The organism is Aliarcobacter sp., from assembly GCF_041672065.1.
Classification (GTDB): domain Bacteria; phylum Campylobacterota; class Campylobacteria; order Campylobacterales; family Arcobacteraceae; genus Aliarcobacter; species Aliarcobacter skirrowii.
The window spans coordinates 1-18,360 of sequence record NZ_JBAZAH010000036.1; the positions used below are offsets into that span (position 1 = coordinate 1).

The 18,360-nt window shown below is 27.8% G+C and carries 24 protein-coding genes and 1 pseudogene; 6 read left to right on the forward strand and 19 right to left on the reverse strand.

Annotated elements, in window-relative coordinates; all coding sequences use genetic code 11:
* Positions 1-13 precede the first annotated feature (13 nt).
* Genes WC168_RS06525 through WC168_RS06545 form a run of 5 tightly spaced genes read right to left on the reverse strand, consistent with a single transcriptional unit; the run spans position 14 to position 2,761 of the window.
* A complete protein-coding gene (locus WC168_RS06525; RefSeq protein WP_066156723.1) occupies positions 14-205 on the reverse strand; it encodes a YwbE family protein in 192 nt (63 codons plus the stop codon).
* Positions 206-262: 57 nt separating this feature from the next.
* Positions 263-955, reverse strand: coding sequence for a pirin family protein (locus tag WC168_RS06530; protein WP_372618225.1), 693 nt, complete (start codon positions 953-955; stop codon positions 263-265).
* Position 956: 1 nt separating this feature from the next.
* Positions 957-1,730: a class III extradiol ring-cleavage dioxygenase gene (locus WC168_RS06535; RefSeq protein WP_372618227.1), complete on the reverse strand. Its 774-nt coding sequence runs from the start codon at positions 1,728-1,730 to the stop codon at positions 957-959.
* A 21-nt stretch (positions 1,731-1,751) separates the two neighbouring features.
* Positions 1,752-2,303 carry a YceI family protein gene (locus tag WC168_RS06540; RefSeq protein WP_066160355.1) on the reverse strand — a complete coding sequence of 184 codons (552 nt, stop codon included), beginning with the start codon at positions 2,301-2,303 and terminating at the stop codon, positions 1,752-1,754.
* Positions 2,304-2,305: 2 nt separating this feature from the next.
* On the reverse strand, positions 2,306-2,761 hold the full coding sequence (locus WC168_RS06545; protein WP_228137905.1) for a MarR family winged helix-turn-helix transcriptional regulator: 456 nt from the start codon (positions 2,759-2,761) through the stop codon (positions 2,306-2,308).
* 174 nt (positions 2,762-2,935) lie between these two features.
* Between WC168_RS06545 and WC168_RS06550 the strand changes: the two genes are divergently transcribed.
* From WC168_RS06550 to WC168_RS06570, 5 genes are read left to right on the forward strand one after another with little or no spacing between them, the layout of a single operon-like run.
* Positions 2,936-4,042 carry an alanine--glyoxylate aminotransferase family protein gene (locus WC168_RS06550; RefSeq protein ID WP_372618229.1) on the forward strand — a complete coding sequence of 369 codons (1,107 nt, stop codon included), beginning with the start codon at positions 2,936-2,938 and terminating at the stop codon, positions 4,040-4,042.
* Between the two features lie 6 nt (positions 4,043-4,048).
* Positions 4,049-4,894 carry an ATP phosphoribosyltransferase regulatory subunit gene (locus WC168_RS06555; protein ID WP_372618231.1) on the forward strand — a complete coding sequence of 282 codons (846 nt, stop codon included), beginning with the start codon at positions 4,049-4,051 and terminating at the stop codon, positions 4,892-4,894.
* 2 nt (positions 4,895-4,896) lie between these two features.
* A complete protein-coding gene (locus tag WC168_RS06560) occupies positions 4,897-6,147 on the forward strand; it encodes an adenylosuccinate synthase (protein ID WP_109065352.1) in 1,251 nt (416 codons plus the stop codon).
* Positions 6,148-6,149: 2 nt separating this feature from the next.
* Entirely contained in the window at positions 6,150-6,701 is a 552-nt protein-coding gene (locus tag WC168_RS06565; protein WP_319047424.1) for a DUF507 family protein, read from the forward strand.
* Entirely contained in the window at positions 6,701-7,795 is a 1,095-nt protein-coding gene (locus WC168_RS06570; RefSeq protein ID WP_372618233.1) for a carbamoyl phosphate synthase small subunit, read from the forward strand. Before WC168_RS06565 ends, WC168_RS06570 begins: the two co-directional genes overlap by 1 nt.
* 62 nt (positions 7,796-7,857) lie before the next feature.
* On the opposite strand, the gene WC168_RS06575 is transcribed toward WC168_RS06570, so the two are convergent.
* From WC168_RS06575 to WC168_RS06595, 5 genes are all read right to left on the reverse strand, one after another.
* Positions 7,858-8,100 carry a hypothetical protein gene (locus tag WC168_RS06575; RefSeq protein WP_066354340.1) on the reverse strand — a complete coding sequence of 81 codons (243 nt, stop codon included), beginning with the start codon at positions 8,098-8,100 and terminating at the stop codon, positions 7,858-7,860.
* A 98-nt stretch (positions 8,101-8,198) separates the two neighbouring features.
* A complete protein-coding gene (locus tag WC168_RS06580) occupies positions 8,199-8,675 on the reverse strand; it encodes a phosphatidylglycerophosphatase A (protein WP_125296082.1) in 477 nt (158 codons plus the stop codon).
* Positions 8,675-9,565 (reverse strand): response regulator transcription factor, encoded by an 891-nt coding sequence (locus WC168_RS06585; RefSeq protein ID WP_066160331.1) that lies wholly within the window; start codon positions 9,563-9,565, stop codon positions 8,675-8,677. The genes WC168_RS06580 and WC168_RS06585 overlap by 1 nt, the downstream gene beginning before the upstream one ends.
* A complete protein-coding gene (locus WC168_RS06590) occupies positions 9,562-10,686 on the reverse strand; it encodes a bifunctional 2-C-methyl-D-erythritol 4-phosphate cytidylyltransferase/2-C-methyl-D-erythritol 2,4-cyclodiphosphate synthase (RefSeq protein ID WP_372618236.1) in 1,125 nt (374 codons plus the stop codon). Before WC168_RS06590 ends, WC168_RS06585 begins: the two co-directional genes overlap by 4 nt.
* A gap of 62 nt (positions 10,687-10,748) precedes the next feature.
* Entirely contained in the window at positions 10,749-11,570 is an 822-nt protein-coding gene (locus WC168_RS06595; RefSeq protein ID WP_372618238.1) for an HDOD domain-containing protein, read from the reverse strand.
* A 139-nt stretch (positions 11,571-11,709) separates the two neighbouring features.
* Here WC168_RS06595 and WC168_RS06600 point away from each other — a divergent pair, with 139 nt between their 5' ends.
* Complete coding sequence (locus WC168_RS06600; RefSeq protein WP_372618240.1) at positions 11,710-12,876, forward strand: P-loop NTPase; 1,167 nt, start codon at positions 11,710-11,712, stop codon at positions 12,874-12,876.
* Between the two features lie 45 nt (positions 12,877-12,921).
* Here the strand turns inward: WC168_RS06600 and WC168_RS06605 are convergent, their stop codons facing one another.
* From WC168_RS06605 to WC168_RS06645, 9 genes and pseudogenes are all read right to left on the reverse strand, one after another.
* Positions 12,922-13,479 (reverse strand): hypothetical protein, encoded by a 558-nt coding sequence (locus WC168_RS06605; RefSeq protein WP_279133059.1) that lies wholly within the window; start codon positions 13,477-13,479, stop codon positions 12,922-12,924.
* Between the two features lie 42 nt (positions 13,480-13,521).
* On the reverse strand, positions 13,522-14,409 hold the full coding sequence (locus WC168_RS06610; protein ID WP_066160317.1) for a phytanoyl-CoA dioxygenase family protein: 888 nt from the start codon (positions 14,407-14,409) through the stop codon (positions 13,522-13,524).
* A gap of 19 nt (positions 14,410-14,428) precedes the next feature.
* Positions 14,429-14,824 (reverse strand): ectoine synthase, encoded by a 396-nt coding sequence (locus tag WC168_RS06615; protein WP_066160313.1) that lies wholly within the window; start codon positions 14,822-14,824, stop codon positions 14,429-14,431.
* Positions 14,824-16,104 (reverse strand): diaminobutyrate--2-oxoglutarate transaminase, encoded by a 1,281-nt coding sequence (gene ectB, locus WC168_RS06620; RefSeq protein ID WP_319044521.1) that lies wholly within the window; start codon positions 16,102-16,104, stop codon positions 14,824-14,826. Before ectB ends, WC168_RS06615 begins: the two co-directional genes overlap by 1 nt.
* A gap of 11 nt (positions 16,105-16,115) precedes the next feature.
* Complete coding sequence (ectA, locus tag WC168_RS06625) at positions 16,116-16,592, reverse strand: diaminobutyrate acetyltransferase (RefSeq protein WP_066160308.1); 477 nt, start codon at positions 16,590-16,592, stop codon at positions 16,116-16,118.
* A 180-nt stretch (positions 16,593-16,772) separates the two neighbouring features.
* Positions 16,773-17,117, reverse strand: a complete 345-nt coding sequence (locus tag WC168_RS06630) for a MerR family transcriptional regulator (protein ID WP_066160306.1) — start codon at positions 17,115-17,117, stop codon at positions 16,773-16,775.
* Between the two features lie 25 nt (positions 17,118-17,142).
* The gene (locus WC168_RS06635; RefSeq protein WP_066160303.1) at positions 17,143-17,400 is read right to left on the reverse strand and encodes a hypothetical protein; all 258 of its coding nucleotides are present in this window, start codon (positions 17,398-17,400) and stop codon (positions 17,143-17,145) included.
* An 88-nt stretch (positions 17,401-17,488) separates the two neighbouring features.
* Positions 17,489-18,169: a bifunctional phosphoribosyl-AMP cyclohydrolase/phosphoribosyl-ATP diphosphatase HisIE gene (gene hisIE / locus WC168_RS06640; RefSeq protein ID WP_372618244.1), complete on the reverse strand. Its 681-nt coding sequence runs from the start codon at positions 18,167-18,169 to the stop codon at positions 17,489-17,491.
* Positions 18,169-18,360: pseudogene (locus WC168_RS06645) on the reverse strand (hypothetical protein); the annotation flags it as partial. The gene hisIE and the pseudogene WC168_RS06645, both read right to left, overlap by 1 nt.

Consider the following 18,360-nt stretch of genomic DNA (forward strand, 5'->3'; position numbering starts at 1 on the left):
TTTAATCTTTTTTTTAAAGTATTTGCTGAACACGACCAACATCTCCATTTTGTAATCTTACTTTTATTCCATGTGGATGAGTTGGTGAATTTGTTAAAATATCTTTTACAACTCCTTGAGTTAGTTTACCTGTTCTTTGATCTGCTTTTAATACAATATTTACTTTTAAACCTACTTTTACATCAAACCTTTTTTTCGGATCCATTTTTACTTCTTTCTATAATAAACTACAAAATTTTATTGAAGTATAGTAAAAAATATATTATTGTTTCATTTCTATAAACAAAATATGGCTTTTTGAAATAGGATTGATTACTATTTTATCTTCATTTGTAATCTCCATAGCATCGCCAAAATCCAATGCTACTCCATTTACAGTTGAACTTCCTTCAATTTGTACAAAATAGATTTGTCTATTCTCTTTAATCTCATACTCAAGTGGTTTATCAAATTCGCTTACATAAATATTTACATCTTGATAGATTTTAATAGTACTATCTCCATCTTGACTTGATACAATATTTAATAATTTGTTATATCTATCTTCTTCTTTAAACTTATGTGACCCATAAAGTCGTGGAAGTCCTTTTTGTGGTGGGAAAACCCAAATTTGAAGCAATCTTAAAATCTTATCACTCTCATTTTTTTCACTATGATATATTCCATCTCCAGCACTTAAGTATTGAACTTCACCTCTTTTTAAAGTTTCACTATTTCCCATAGAGTCTTTATGAGTAATCTCTCCATCAACAATATATGAGATAATCTCCATATTTTCATGAGGATGCATCTCAAATCCAGTTTTTGCCTCAACTAAATCATCATTTAAAACTCTTAAAACTCCAAAGTTAATATTTTTTGGATTTCTGTATTCTGCAAAACTAAAGTGAAAACGACTTTGTAACCAACCTAAATTTGATTTTCCCATATTCTCTTTTGGTAATTTTTTTAACATTTTACACCTCTTTTTCATCAAAAATAAAACTTCTCATTGAGATATTTGAATATATCATCTCACTATTAAAAGATCTTCCTTTTTTATTAAAAGCACTTCCAAAAGCTATAAGCAAAGGAATAAAATGCTCAAGAGTAGGATGATTTTTATAAAAATTTTTATCTTTTGTAATATTTTTTAAATCCTCTTCATTTGAATTTTCTATAATATTTGTTAATCTCTCATCAAACTCTTTTGCATAATCTTTAACTTCAAAACTGCTACTTGCATCTATTAAATTGTGAGTTGCACTTCCACTACAAATTATTAATGCTTCATCTTTAAATTTTTTTAATTTTTCACCTAAATTTATGAAATCTTCCAAAGAGTAACTACTAGAAATGCTAAGTTGTAAAACTGGAATATCTAACTTCTCATACATCATAGATAAAATAGTCCAAACTCCATGATCATAACTAACTCTTGATTTATCAATTTCAATATTTATTGAATCTCTTTTCAAACTATCTATTAAATTTTTGGTTAAATTTTCACTACTATTAATAGAATACTTAAAATCATAAAGCTCTTTTTCAAAACCATAAAAATCGTACATAATCTCATTTGCTAAAGGATTTATAACCTTTAAATCTCTTGTCATATAGTGAGCTGAAACTATAATAATATATTTTGGTTTAGCTATTTTTTTTGCAATATTTTTAATATTATCTTTACTTTTTAAATCACTAAAAATAATATTTGGAGCTCCATGAGATATAAATAGAGTTGGATTCATATTTTTAAATTTGGTTAAATATTATTTAACCAAATCTCCTTCAATATCAATTATCAGCTTAACGTCATCTCCAACAGCAACAGCTCCAGCTTCTAAAACTTTATTCCAAGTAATTCCAAAATCACTTCTTTTTATTAAACCACTTAAAGAAAATCCTGATTTAAGAGCAAATGCTCCACCATTTTCAAGTTTTAATTCAATATTTTTTGTAACACCTTTTATAGTAATATCTCCAAAAACTCTATTTTTTTGAACTTTTGTTGTCTTAAAAGTAATATTTGGATATTTTTTTGAATCAAAAAAATCATCACCTTTTAAATGACCATCTCTTTTTGAATTTGAAGTATCAATTGATGCAACTTTTAATTCACCTTTTAGTGAAACTAAACTGTTACTCTTCTCATCATAAACAAATGTTCCAGAAAAATCATTAAACTTTCCAACAACATTTGAAACCATCATATGTTTTACACTAAATCCTACATTTGAGTGAGAAGAGTCAACCACATAATCACCTGCAAACAAAGATGAACATAAGAGAACTGACAATAATCCTAATTTTAAATTTTTCATAACTAATCCTTTTTATTTGTTTTATATAACTTATCTAATAAATCGTATAGAGTATTTAATTCCTCATCACTTAATATTTTCATAAAATCATCAAGATTTTCAGAGTGCTTTGGAAAAACCTCTTCTATTGACTCTTTACCTTTTTTTGTAATTGACAATATCGAAGCTCTTGCATCTTTTTCATCTTTTTTTGATTCAATAAATCCATCTCTTTTTAGGTTTCGTACAACAACTGTTGTATTCCCTGGTGTGCTTGAAGTAAGTTTTGTAATTGAACCTATATTTAAATCACCTAAATGGTACAAAACTTCCAATACTTTAAATTGATTAAATGTTAGATTATATTTACTTAAATGGTTTTCTGTAATATTATTTATTCTATTAAAAATCCTATCTAATCTAACAACAGTTTTCATTGATTTTTGAACTCTTGCACTATATGATTTTATATCTGACACTCTAAACCTTTGAATAAATAATTGACTATAAAAAATAGCTTGGCAAAATTATATTACTAATTAGTAATAATGTCAAGCTATTTTTTTGTTTTTTTCTTTTAACCAAAAAATAATCTAATTTTGACTATAATTTACAGCTTTAATTGAATTTTATATTTTATAAGGATAAAGAATATGTTATTAACTCCAGGTCCAACTCCTGTACCAGAATTCGCAAGAAAAGCTATGAGTGATATTACAATTCACCATAGAACAAAAGAGTTTGAAGAAATTTTTGAAAAGACTAGAAATCTTCTATTAGAAATTTACGATATGAGTGAAGTTTTAATGTTAGCATCAAGTGGAACAGGTGCTATGGAGGCTTGTATTACAAACCTAACTAGAAAAAAAGCATTAACAATCAACTCTGGAAAATTCGGAGAGAGATTTGGAAAAATATGTAAAGCTTTCAATATTGATTATATTGAGTTAAAAAATGAGTGGAACACTCCTGTAAGCGTTGAAGATGTTATAAATGAAATCAAAAATGATTCAAATATTGATGCAATATTTATTCAAATTTGTGAGAGTGCTGGAGGATTAAGACATCCTGTTGAAGAAATAGCAAAAGAAGTTAAAAAAATAAATCCAGAAATCATGATAGTAGCAGATGCAATTACAGCTTTAGGTGTTGAAAAAATCGATGTAACAAATATTGATGCACTTATTACTGGAAGTCAAAAAGCATTTATGCTTCCTCCAGGTCTTGCAATGATTGGATTGTCAAATAAAGCAGTTGCAAAAATTGAAGAGAAACCAGCTGGTTACTACTTTAATTTAGCAACAGAGTTAAAAAATCAAAGAAAAAATACAACTGCTTGGACAGCTGCTACAACTTTGATTATGGGATTACAAGCAATTTTAGAAAAGTTTAAAGAGATTGGATTTGAAAATCTTTATAAACAAACAGCTTTAAGAGCAAAAGCTACTCAAGAAGCTTTAAAAGCAATAGGATTTGAAATTTATCCAAAAAATCCTGCAAATGCTATGACAACTGTTTATACAGAACAATCAAATGAGATTAGAAAACTTTTAAAAACAAAATACAATGTTGATATTGCAGGTGGTCAAGATCACTTAGCTGGAAAAATATTTAGAATTAATCATATGGGATTAGTTGAAGATTTTGAAGCATCTTGGGCTGTTAATGCTATTGAGCTGGTTATGGATGAGTTAAAAATTAGAACATTTGATGGAACTGCAAACAGAGTTTTTGCTCAGACATTTTATAAAGGAAATTAATCAATTATGATTTTTGAACACGAAATTCCAAAAGGTAGCCGTCTTTATTTTGGTAAAACTGCAAAAGCAAAAAGAGTTTTAGAAAATAGAGTTTGTGATATTTTGGAAGATAATGGTTTTGAAGAGATTCTAACACCAAATTTTTCATATTCGCAACATCAATCAATAACAGATGAAAAAAAACTAATTAAATTTTCAGATGAAGAGAATGAGCAAGTATCTTTAAGAGCTGACTCAACTTTAGATGTTGTAAGAATTATTACAAAAAGATTAGGAAGAACTACAAAACAAAAAAAATGGTTCTATATCCAACCTGTTTTTTCATATCCTAGTTGTGAGGATTATCAAATAGGTTGTGAGTGGATAGAACACGATAATATAAGTGATATACTAAATTTAACAGCTAATATTTTAAAAGCTTTAAATATAGAACCAATTTTACAAATATCAAATATAAAAATTCCAAGAATTTTAGCAAAAGAGTTAAATATTGATATTGAACTTCTTAAAAATGGTGATATCTCTAAGCTATTAGAGTTAAAAATATCTTGGCTTGATAAACTTTTAAGAGTTCAGGATATAAAAAGTTTAGAAGAGGCTATAAAATTAGTTCCAGATATTTTAAAAGATGAGTTACAAAAACTTTTAGAAAAATCTTTAGAAGTAAAATACTCAAATATAATAATAGCTCCATTATATTATGGAAGCTTAAAATATTATAATGATATTTATTACAGAGTAATAGAGAAAAATTTTGTTTTATGTAGAGGTGGAATGTATGAAGCTGATGGAATTAGCTCATTAGGTTTTGCACTATACACAGATAATTTATTAAAAATGATAGAAGGATAGTTATGAAGGCAGATGTTATTGTTGGAATTCAATGGGGAGATGAAGGCAAGGGTAAAATTGTTGATATGCTTGCACAAAAGTATGATATGGTTTGTAGAAGCCAAGGTGGACACAATGCAGGACATACAATTTGGGTTGATGGAGTTAGATATGCGCTTCAACTTATTCCTTCAGGAATTTTAAATAAAAAAGCTATAAATATTATAGGAAATGGAGTTGTTGTTTCTCCACTAAATATTTTAAAAGAGATGAGCCAATTTGATAACTTAGAAGGAAGATTATATATCTCTGATAAAGCTCATTTAAATTTGCCTTTTCATGCTTTAATTGATCAAGCAAAAGAGAGATTAAAAGGTGATAAAGCTATTGGAACAACTGGAAAAGGAATTGGGCCAACTTATGCTGAGAAAGTAAGCCGTAATGGATTTAGAGCAGGTGATTTATTAAATCCAGCAAAACTTTGTGATGATATCTTAGATTATTTTGAACAAAATAGAGCCATTTTTGATGTTTTAGAGATTAAAACTCCAGAGAAAAAAGAGCTTTTAAATGAGCTTGAAACTTATAGCTCTAATTTAGCACCATATATAACAAACACTACAAATATGGTTTGGAAAGCTCTTGAAGATAATAAAAGAGTTTTACTTGAGGGTGCTCAAGGAACACTTTTAGATATTGACCATGGAACTTATCCATATGTAACATCTTCAAGTACTGTTAGTGCAGGAGCTTGTACAGGTCTTGGACTTAATCCAAAAGATATAGGTGAAATTACAGGAATTGTAAAAGCTTATTGTACAAGAGTTGGAAATGGACCATTTCCAAGTGAAGACTTTACAGATTATGGAAAAACTATGGGTGAAGTTGGAAAAGAGTTTGGAACAGTTACAGGAAGAAAGAGAAGATGTGGTTGGTTTGATGCTGTTGCAGTTAGATATGCAAGTAGATTAAATGGTTGTGATAAATTAGCTTTAATGAAACTAGATGTTTTAGATGGCTTTGATAAAATTAAAATTTGTGTAGCATATAATTATAATGGAAACAGAATTGATTATATGCCTTCAAATATGGATAGTGTTGAAGCTATTTATGAAGAGATTGATGGTTGGGATAGTGTTGTTGGAATTAGAAAATATGAAGATTTACCAATAAATGCAAAAAAATATATAGAAAAAATTGAAGAGATAACAAATGTAAAAGTTGGAATTATTTCAACTTCACCAGAACGAGACGATACTATTTTAAGGGGCTAATAATGAGATTAAGATTACATCATACAGTGTATGTTGCCAAAAGAATTACAAGAGATTTAGTATCTTGTGACTTTATAGAAGTAAGAAAAGATAAAGCTAGTATTGAAGAACAAATTGAGAGAATTTTAGATGAAGATATAGAAAAAGAGATGGCTTTAAATGAAAAAGTTGAAGAGATTTTAGATGCTCAAGAGGAAGAGATTGAGTATTTAAATGCTGATAGACGGCAACTTTTTTGGATGACTAAAAAAAGGCTTGCAAATGATTTTGGTGTAATTTTAGATAACGAAGATAGATTTTCTGATATTGCTCACAAAATTATTGATTTTTTATGGGAGGAGGATTATATTCATTTTACATGTTCAGACAACCAAGTTAAAAATGTGATATTTGGTTCGATGGATGACTTTATAAAAGGGTTTGAAAGAGCAGATAGTGAGGTTTTAAGTAAACTTAAAAACTACAAAAGAAAATTGATTCCTGGAACAGATGAGTATGATTTGGTATATCATAGACTCTATGAAGAGGAGCTAATTAAAAGAGGATTAATCTAATGCAAAAAATTTATATATATTTAGAAAATGGTGTTTTTTTAGAAGCAAAATCATTTGGTGCAGATAAAACTGCTATTGGTAAGCTGGTTTACAATAATACAACTTTTGGACATCAAGAGTTAATAACAGACCCATCTAATGCTGGATTATTTATCAATTTTACATCTACTGAAGTAGGAAACTCTGGAACAAACAGTGCAGATATGGAGAGCTCTAAAGCTCATTGTGTTGGTGTAATTGCTAGAAATTACCATGATGAATACTCAAACTACAGAGCTAATAAAAGCTTAAAAGAGTTTTTAGTTGAGCAAAATGTAATTGGAATTTGTGATATTGATACAAGATTCTTAACTCATACTGTAAGAGATGAAGGTAGTTTAATGATGATTGCATCAACAAAGATATCTTCAAAAGATGAATTAGCAAAACTTTTAAGCCAAGCTAAAAAATATGATGAGATTAATTTTATCAAAGATAGTTCAACAAAAGAGCCATATGTTCACAAGTCTGGTGCTTGGAATGATGAACTTCAAGATTATAACAAAGCTGTTATGAGTGATAAAAAAGTTGTTGTTATTGATTTTGGAGTTAAAAAATCATTCTTAAACGAACTAGTTGAAGCAGAGCTTGAAGTTGAAGTAGTACCTTATAATACAAACCCTGATGAGATAATCAAAAAATATCAAGATAGACAAATTGGTGGAGTTGTTTTAAGTAGTGGTGCTGGAAATCCAAATATATATCAAGATGAGATTAAAAATATTGAGAAGCTAATAAATGCAAATATTCCAATTTTTGCTGTTGGATTAGGACACTATTTACTTGCTCTTGCAAGTGGTGCAAAACTTGAAAAGATAAAATCTATTAAATCTGGAAGCCACCCTATAAAAGGTGTAAAAAATGTTGAAATATACGCAATTAACACTGAGTATTCTCTAAAAGATTTTGAAAATCTTGCAGAAGCTATCTCTTTAAAACTTTTTAATAATAGTGCTGTAGCTTTAAAATATAAAAACAAGGATATTTTAAGTAGTGAATTTACTCCAATTTCAAACTCTTTAATATACAAAGAGTTTGCAAAACTTGTAAAATAGTAAAAAATATTGAGCTAAGAGTAAAATCTTTGCTCAATATAATTTTTATATAAAATTATCTTTTAGAATCCATAAACATTTACATAAAACTCATCTTTTTTATCAGTAGATTCAACTGTGTAAGTTATAGGTAATGTACTAGTATCATTCTCTCCAGTCATTATAAAATTTGCAGCACACTCATATCTATCAATATTTTTATCATATTTAGTAGTTCTGATTGTATCTACTTCAAATTTTAAAAGTGGAATTAAATAACTCATTCCTTGAGAAGTTAATTCATCTTTTGCAATATCAATAACCAAATTTTAACATCTTCTCAAACCTTTCTTTTTAATAATTATTTTGTTTTGCAACAATAATAGCAATTTTAACTAAATATTTTATATTTTATATCTTAAATTTATAAAATAAACATATCAATCAGTTGCCATGTTCCTGCTGTACAAATACCTGCAAAAACTCCAGCAACAATATCATCTCCCATAACTCCTAAACCACCCTTTACATCTCTATCAATTCTTCCAATAATTGATGGTTTCCAAATATCAAATATTCTAAAATATATAAATGCAAGTGGTGCTAAAATATATGCATTTTCACTATTTATTCCACAAATAGATAGGGTTAACCACATACCAGCTAACTCATCAATAACAATCTCACTGCTATCATGAACTCCTGACTCTTTTTCATATTTATTTATCTCTTTAATTGCAACAATAGTTACAAGTATTGATAATAAAAACAGAGTTGAAACATGCAAGAATTCAAGTAATATTAAACCTAATAAAAGCGAAACAAATGTTCCAACTGTTCCAGGTGCTTTTGGACTTAAACCACTATAGCCAACTGTTAAAAAAAATCTTCTCATGCTCATTATTTTTTCTTCTCTATCTCTAATTTTTTTCTCTTTTCCCAAAGAGATTTTCTTGAAATTCCCAATCTTTTAGATAACTCTGTATCTGGATATTTATTTTGATAAGTGCTTACTATCATCTTTACATAATCATTTATAGACATAATCATATTTGAGTCACTTGCTTTATTTTCATTATTAAAAACTATTTTTTTATTATTATATTCATCACAACTCTCTAATGAACATAATAAAACATTTTTATCTGAGATTTGTTTATTTAGTTGCTCTTTTAAACCCTTTTTTAAAAGATGATAATCTGTAATATATAAAATTGTTCTATTATCTAAATTTGCCAATTTTCTTTGCCAAGAGTTTGATAAAAAACTATCAAAAGTTAAACTCATATTTACTTTTTTTGCAATCTCAAAAGCAACTTTATCTGCATATCTTTGATAATTTGTCTCTATCATTAGAGGGAATGATAGAGGTAAAATAAGTTCACTTGTATCAATATCACTTGTTGAAAATTCAAAATACTCTTTTAAAATTGCAAGCTCTTTTCTTGTTGCTCTACACTCTTTGTAGTGATAAATTTTTCGTACTAACTCATCCATTAAAAATGGTTTCATAATATAATCTTTTGCACCATCTTTTATTAAATCAGTTACCGTTTCATCTGAAATATATGAAACCAAAAGCAAGATTATTGCATTTTTAGAGTATTTTTTAATTATTGCTTTGCAAACACTACTTGGAAGAGTTGTTGATAACAAAACAGTATCATACTCTTTTGTAAGATTATCAACATTAACACTCTCTACATAATCACAATTATGACCATCATCAAGAAGTCTTAATACAATTTTTTGTGCTAAATAACTCTCATTCTCTACTATTAATATATTCATTTTTTATCCCATTCATAATATTTTACATTTGCTACACATTGAACTACAACACCCTCTTTTCTTCCAATACTTCCTATTTTTTCAGAAGTTGTCGCTTTTACATTTATAAACTGCTTTGGAAGATTTAAAAGTTGGCTTAGACTATTTTTTATCTCTATTTTATGTGGATTTATTTTTGGTTGCTCTGCAATTATTGTAATATCTACATTTACAATCTCATATCCAACATTTTTTACAAATCTAACAATATATTCTAAAAGTTTTTTTGAATCAATATTTTTAAATCTCTCATCAGTATCAGGAAAAAACTCTCCAATATCTCCAGCACCAATAGCTCCTAGTAAAGCATCAATTAAAGAGTGAATTAAAACATCACCATCGCTGTGAGCCTTAAACCCATAAGAGTATGGAAGCTCTACTCCACCTAAAAACATTGGTTTATTATCTTCAAAACTATGCAAATCAAAACCAAAGCCTGTAAAGAAGTTTTTTGATGGAGATTTTAGACAAGGAATTTCATCTAAATCATCTAAAAATGTTAATTTTTTTGCTTTAACGCAACCTTTTACATAAGAGATTTCATAGCCACTATTTTTAATAGCACTACTTTCATCTGTAAACTCAATATTTGTATTTAATGCTTTTTTTAAAACATCTGTAAGTGATAGTTGTGGAGTTTGTATTAGCTTTACCTCATCTCTATTTATTGTATTTTTCTCATAAATAACAGTATCACTAACACCTAAAATAGGAACTACACAAGTTGCTTTATCTTTTAGCTCTAATATTCTATCTATCATATCTTTAGATATACAAGCTCTTGCAACATCGCTTATCATAACATATTTTGTATCTACAAAATTCAAAGCATTTTTAATAGAGTTTTGTCTTGTCTCTCCACCTTTAACATATAAAAAATCATCATTAAAATTTTGCATATATCTTAACTCATCTTCATGAGAGACAACAATAGTTTTTTTAAAATTTGAGTATGAGTTTAGTCTTGAAGTAACATTTAACCATAAAGGCTCATTTTCAACCCTTAACCACTGTTTCTTGCATACATTTTCAAATCTAGTAGAATTTCCTGCACACAACACCACTAATGTAACATCTTCCAATTATCTGTTCCTTTGAATTTGAGTAAAAAAGTTACAGATTCTAGCTCTTTTTTTCTTATAAACTATTTAATTACTTGAAAAATGCTACTTTTTATCTCATTAAAACTCTCTTTAAAAAAATTTGTATCAAATTCATACTCGTTTAATACAACTAGACTTTTATCAAAATCTAAACTATTTAAAGGCTCTTTTGGATTTGTTATATTATTAACAACATTTAAAATCATAGATTTTATTTTAAAAGCCTCAGGAGCATTTTGTAAATCTTCAAAAAATGCAATTGATAAAATTATATTTGGGCTTAATTTCCAATGTTTAAGTATATTTGCAGATACTCTTGAACTTTTGTATCCTGTAAATTTCTCTTCACCTGCTATTACACTACTTCTATTTATCTCACTAATAAACTGTTCTGCTAATTTATGCTCACTAATAGCTTTTGAAATAATTGGTTTTGAGATATTTTTTAAAAATGCTGGTATTAAAAGTGAACTTTTTAAACTATTATCAAATTTTGATAACCACCTATTGATAAAGTAGATACTTAAAGTATTTGAGTATAAGAACTCATCACTTCTAATTGTATAAGCAAAAAGATTTTTAGGTAGAGTGTTAGATATTAATAAAGCTGTACACAGTGCTGTCATAAATTCAAGATTTGTAATTTTTATAAGATTTATAATTGTTCTTTTATTGTTTTTAAAATCAAAAAAATTAAACTCTACAATTTTTAATAGCTCAGCTTGTAGATTTTTATCTTCTGCAATAATTTTTAGTAACTCTTTTGGATTTTCAAAAGAGGATTTTCTAAAATTGTCTAAATCTACTATAGTTTTTGGTAATTTTTCATCTATTTGTAAATATTTGTTAAAGTTTTTAATCATTTTATTATATCCTTTGAAATTGAAAAAAAATTATATGAAATAGTAACTTATAATCTTAAAATATATCTATAAATAATTTAAGACAAAAATTATCCTATTTAAACTATAATTTTACCTAGAGTTTTAAAAAAGGATTAAAATGAGTATAGAAGATATTAAAAAATCATTAGAAAATGTAAAATATCCAGGCTTTTCAAAATCAATTATTGATTTTGGATTTGTAAAAGATATTAAATTAGATGCAAACTCTTGCACAATACTATTAGATATTACTTCAACAGCAAAAGAGGTTGAAGATGAGTTAAGAAGAGAGATTCCAAAAGCTCTTTCTAATTTAAATGTTAATTTGGTTTTTAATAAACCAAAAGAGGAGCAACAAAAAAGCAATAGCGTAAGTGGTCAAAATATTGCACCACAAATCAAAGATATTGTAATGGTAAGCTCTGGAAAAGGTGGAGTTGGAAAATCAACTACAACTGTAAACCTTGCAATTGCAGCAGCTATGCAAGGTAAAAAAGTTGGTATTTTAGATGCTGATATTTATGGACCAAATATTCCAAGAATGATGGGAGTAAATGGAAAAGAGGTTGAAGTAATTGGAAATAAAGCAAAACCTTTAAATGCTTATGGCGTAGATATTATGTCTATGGGAATTTTAATGAAAGAGGGAGAAGCTGTTATTTGGAGAGGTGCTATGATTATGAAGGCAATCCAACAGCTTTTAAGAGATATTTTATGGGAAGAGTTAGATATTTTATTTATTGATATGCCTCCAGGAACAGGAGATGCTCAATTAACTCTTGCTCAAAGTGTACCTGTTAGTGCTGGAATCAATGTAACAACTCCTCAACATGTAGCTTTAGATGATAGTAGAAGATCTTTAGATATGTTCTCTAAGCTTCATATTCCAGTTGCTGGAATAGTTGAAAATATGAGTGGATTTATATGTCCATCATGTAACACAGAATCTGATATTTTTGGAACAGGAACATGTGATGAGTTAGCAAATGAGTACAATACTCAAGTTTTAGCTCATCTTCCAATTGAACCTGCTATTAGAGTTGGTGGGGATAGCGGAAAGCCAATAGTTTATTTTGAACCTGAATCAATAAGTGCAAAAAGATATATGATGGCTGCAAGTAAACTTATATCTATGCTTGAAAATCAAGGTGAAGTTTCAAATGAAGCTATTCAGCCAATTATGCCAGCTGGGGTTAGTGCATGTTCTACTGAAGGACAAAAAATAAAAGCTGAACAAGAAGCTAAAAAAAGTGGTGGTTGTGGCTCTGGATGTGGTTGCCACTAAAAATTTTTAAATAAAAGAGAAGCTTAACTTCTCTTTTATAAAATCTCATCTATTAATACTTGAACCCTCTTTTGAGAAGTATGATTTAAAAAAGTTAAATTTTACTAAACTGTTAAAATAATCAACATCTAATCTAGGCTTATCTAAATATATATTTTCATAACTCTCATCATATTTTTTTATCAAATCTGTAGAGTAAATACCACTATAATCAATCATTAGTTTATCTTCAAAAACTGTGTATTTATCTATAATATTTACATAAAACTCTTCATCTACTAAATAAGTAAGAACTTCAATATTTTTAAACTCTTTTTTCTCTACAAGTTTATAAGATTTTGCTTTAATTGTATCCATAAAAAGTGATACAAAATATCCTCTAGCAACTCCATTCCACTTGCAAGAGCTATCAAGATTTATATACTCTGTAAATATCTTTTTATATTTTATATCATTACTTAAACTAATATATGAGAAGTTTGCACAAGCATCATAACTGTTTTGTTTTTTTTCATTTTCAAATTCACTTTGAATCAAATTTGATTTAGTGCCACATGAAACTAAAAATATGAAGACTATACAAATGTATATAAACCTTAACATTTTGAACTCCTAAAATAATAGAATTTTACTATTTTTAATCTATTAATTACTTTTTAGTGGAGTAAAATCTTTTAAAGCCAAAAAATCTGCTCTTGGTTTTGATGCTCTAAATGGTTTTAAAGGAGTATTTTCTACACTATTAAACACATAAAAAACATTTGTTCTATCATAGGGTGAGATATTATCACTACTTCCGTGTAAAATATTTCCATCATGAATTACCATAGTACCCTCTTCTCCTAAAGCAGCAACTAAATCATCTGGAGTTGTAAGGCTTTGTATTGCTTCTAAACTAGGAACTCCATACTCTTGTTTTTTTAAAGATTGTTTGTAGTTATCAAGAGGTGTTTCTCCAGCACAAGAGATAAACTTTTTATGGCTACCTTTTATTAAATAAAGAGGTCCATTAAATTGTGTATTATCACTTAACATTACCCAAGCTGACAAACATCTACATCTTGGTAATCCATCTTCACAATGCCATGTTTCAAAATCACTATGCCAAGGAAAAGATTTTCCTTTATATGCATGTTTGATATTTATTCTTCCATGATGAATATAAACATCACTTCCCAAAATTTGTCTAACTTTATCTAAAATTCTAGGATCTTTTGATAGTTTATCAAATAGTTTACTATAAAGATGTTGATTAAATATTGTTCTTAATTCATTGCTATCAGGTTCACTAATAAACTCATCTTTTTTTCTAAGTTCAATATTTGATTCTAAGCTTTTTAACTCCTCTTTAAAAGCTTTGATCTCATCTTTAGAGAAAAGCTTAGGAAAAACTATAAAACCATTTCTCTCATAACTATCTAACTGCTCTTTATTTAAAGAGTGCTCTGTTATCATCTTTTTAGAATAGACAACAGGATCAACTCTATTTATAATATTTTCATCTTCCAATCTACTTGGATATAAATCTTGCACTAACTAAACCTCCTTTTTATTAATCAACAAGCGGATAAACGCCATTTTCATCGTGATTTTCAGTTCCTTTAATTGGTGGATTAAATACACAAATAAGCCTCATATCTTCACTTCCACCATATAAATTGTGTTCATCATGATTATTTAAAGCGTACATTACACCATCATAAATTTCATGAACAACTCCTGTTTTTAAATCCTCGATTTTTCCATTTCCAGCAACACAATAAACAGCTTCAAGATGATTTTGGTAGTGAATGTGTGTTTTTGTGTTTGCTTTTATAATTGTTTCATGAAAAGAAAATCCCATTCCATCATCTTTTAAAAGCATTCTTCTACTAAGCCATTGACCATCTTTTGCAAAAACCTCTTTAGAAGTTCCTATTACATCTTTTTTTATATCTCTTACTATCATTAGTACTCTCCTTTTAAGTGTTCACTTCTCTCTTCTATTAACTTATCAACTGCTATTTCAAATCTTTTTAATCCCTCTTTTAAAAGCTCTTCTTCAATTAAAAGTGGTGGTAAAAATTTAACAACTTGTCCTTCGCTTCCACATGTCTCTACGATTAATCCCTCTTGAAATGCTTTTTTAGAAATTTCACCTGCCATTGATTTATCATTTTTTATCTCAAAACCATAAACCAAACCTCTACCTCTTACATCAATATCATAAACATCTTTGTGCTTATTTGCAATTTGAGTTAAACTATCTTTTAAAATTTCCTCTTTATATTTTACAGCTTTTGATAAATTATCATTTTGCCAATAGTTATCAAGAGATACTTTTGAAGCAACAAAAGCTAAATTATTTCCTCTAAAAGTTCCTGTGTGTTCACCTGGTTTCCATTGGTCTAAATGTGGTTTAAATAGTAAAAGTGCCATTGGTAAACCACCACCAATTGATTTTGACAAGGTTACCATATCAGGATTTATTCCAGCAAATTCAAAAGAGAAAAACTCTCCACTTCTTCCATTTCCAACTTGAATATCATCAACAATTAGTAACATATCAAACTCTCTACAAATTGCTTCAAGTTCTTGTAGCCACTCTTTTGAAGCTACATTTATTCCACCCTCACCTTGAATAGTTTCAAGTATAACAGCAGCTGGTAAATCAACTCCACTACTTCCATCTTCTAAAAACTTTCTAAAATATTTAAGTGTATTCATATCATCAAAATAACCATCAAAAGGCATAAAAGTTGCATTTGTTCTACTTATATAACTCTCATCTCTATACTCATTATTTCCAGTTACTGCAAGTGAGCCTTGAGATAAGCCATGGTAACCATTTGTAAATGCCACAACATTACTTCGTCCTTTTACAAGTCTTGCTAATTTTAAAGCTGTTTCAACAGCGTTTGTTCCTGTTGGTCCTGTAAATTGTAGTTTATATTCAAGATTTCTTGGTTTTAAAATCAAGTTTTCAAAAGATTGTAAAAACTCTTTTTTTGCAGTTGTTGCCATATCAAGCCCATGAACTATCCCATCTTCTTGCAAATACTCAATTAAAGCTTTGCTTATATGTTCATTATTGTGTCCATAATTTAAAGTTCCAGCTCCAGCAAAAAAATCAATATATTCAACTCCTTGTTCATCTGTTAAAATAGACCCTTTGGCTTTTTTAAATATTGTTGGGAAACTTCTTATATATCCTCTTACTTCTGATTCTAATTTTTCAAATATTCTCATTTTTTTTCTCCTTATTTTATTGGTCCAATTTTAAATTGAACTTCCTCTTCGTGCGAATTAACAAAATCTTCTATAAAAAATAGTGTGCTTTTTTCTATATTTGCTTCATATTTTTTTGCAAACTTCTCAAAAACTCTTTGAGATGAGATGTTTGAAGGTGATACAGTTGAGATTAAATATTTTATATTTTTTCTTGAAACTATATTATCTATTAAATTTAAAGCTAGATTTTTTCCTCTATGATTTTCATCAACAGCTACTTGCCAAATAAAAAGTGTGTCATTTTCATTTGGTAAATAATATCCTGAAACAAAACCAACAATCTGATTTTCAAATAGAGCAACACTACAGCTATTTTTAAAGTGAGTTGTTTGAAGAAGGTACAAATAGTGCGAGTTTAAGTCTAAGACTTTGCTTTTTTTCACTAAGTCATATATTTGTTTAGCGTCATTTTTTTCTGGTTCTCTTATGGTGTATCTGGATTCCATAATGCTCCTTTTTAGTATAAATTATGTAATTTTTTTACAAATTTTATGTAAAATATTTACAAACTAAGAGTACAATTTATACCATTTTAAAATAAGATATAGCTTAATGAGCAAAATATTTTTAAACTATTTATTACAATAAATATCGATTTATAGGGGATTGTAAGAAATTTGTTAAATTTAGAAGTTATCTAGTTTTTCAGAATCAGAACTTGATAGAGTTTCAAGCTTTTTATCAATAATCTTCAAAAACTCCTCTTTATGTTTTGAATCCATATTATCTTCTAATATCTCTAAAATATAAGAGATTCCATTTGAGTTTATTTTTTTGATTGTTGCTAAATAGTGAACAAATGCTATCATTTTGATATCATCTATTGAGTATAGTTTTTTGATAGTTTTATCTTTTTCCAAAGGTAGAAGTTTTTTCTCTTCATACATTTTTAAAGTTCTAGTTTTAGTATTTAGAAGTTCTGAAATACTACTAAGTGGTAAGATATTTTTTTGATTATTTAAAAGTGCCATGGTTTATCTAAAAAGAAGTGTGGATTTATCCACACTTATAATACTCTTGGAATAATTCTTCTACTTTTTCTATTACTAACTCTTCATGCCAATTATGTCTTTTAGCAAAAGTTTTGATTTCATACTCTTTCTCTTCTTCTGTACAAAAAAAGTATAATTTTTTTACAAAAGGTTTTGGTACAGAGATTGCTATTTTTTGGAAAAAGTTCTCTTTGCACATAGGTGAGCAAAAAACCTTTGAAATTGGTATTTTTTTAGAGCAGTGTTGACAACTATTTGTCATATTAACTCCTTTTACATAAATTAAGTCCGTGCATTATAACAAGCAATTATTAAATGCAACTTAGTTGTATAAGAAAATTTAATAATTTTTATTTTTTTCTAGAATTTTTTTCTTCAATTCCCGAGATAGAAAATCTTCTTTTCAACTCTTGTTTTACTCTATCAGGATCTATATTTAAACTAGCCATTGCAACTAAAATATGGTATGTAATATCGGCTGCTTCGTATATAGCCTCATCTTTATTTTTATCTTTTATAGCAAAACAAAACTCTCCTGCTTCTTCAACAATTTTTTTAAGCATAGAGTTTGTATCACCTTTTAAAAGTTTTGCTGTGTACGATTTTGTCGTATCTTCGTTTTTTCTCTCTTGAATTGTGTGATATAAACTATCTATTACACTATAAGTTTTTGAAGTATCAACTAAAACATCTTCAACAATTTTCTCATTTTGTATATTTGTAAAAAAGCAAGATTTTCTTCCTGTATGACAAGCAACTCCTTCTTGAATTACCTTAAACAAAAGTGTGTCATTATCACAATCAAGAAAAATATCTACAATTTTTTGAGTATGATTTGAGCTCTCACCCTTTTTCCAAATTCTTTGTTTGCTTCTGCTAAAATAGTGTGCAAAACCATTTTTTAAAGTTAATTCAAGTGCCTCTTTATTTACATAAGCCAACATCAAAACTTCATTTGAAGAGCTATCTTGTGTAATAACTGGAATTAAATCATCCATTTTTTCCCACTCTATTTTTTCTAAAATTTTCATCAATCTATTCCTTTAAAAACTGCTTCTACATCTAATTTTAATTTTTCTAATGTTTTCTCTTCTTGATTAACATCCACATCAACTCCTACATCATAAGAGTTTTTTTTCTTCTCTTTTGATTCTATCTTTTGAGGAATATTTGTATTATATCTTTGCGAAGGAGTATAATCTATTTTTGGTTCTAAATCTAT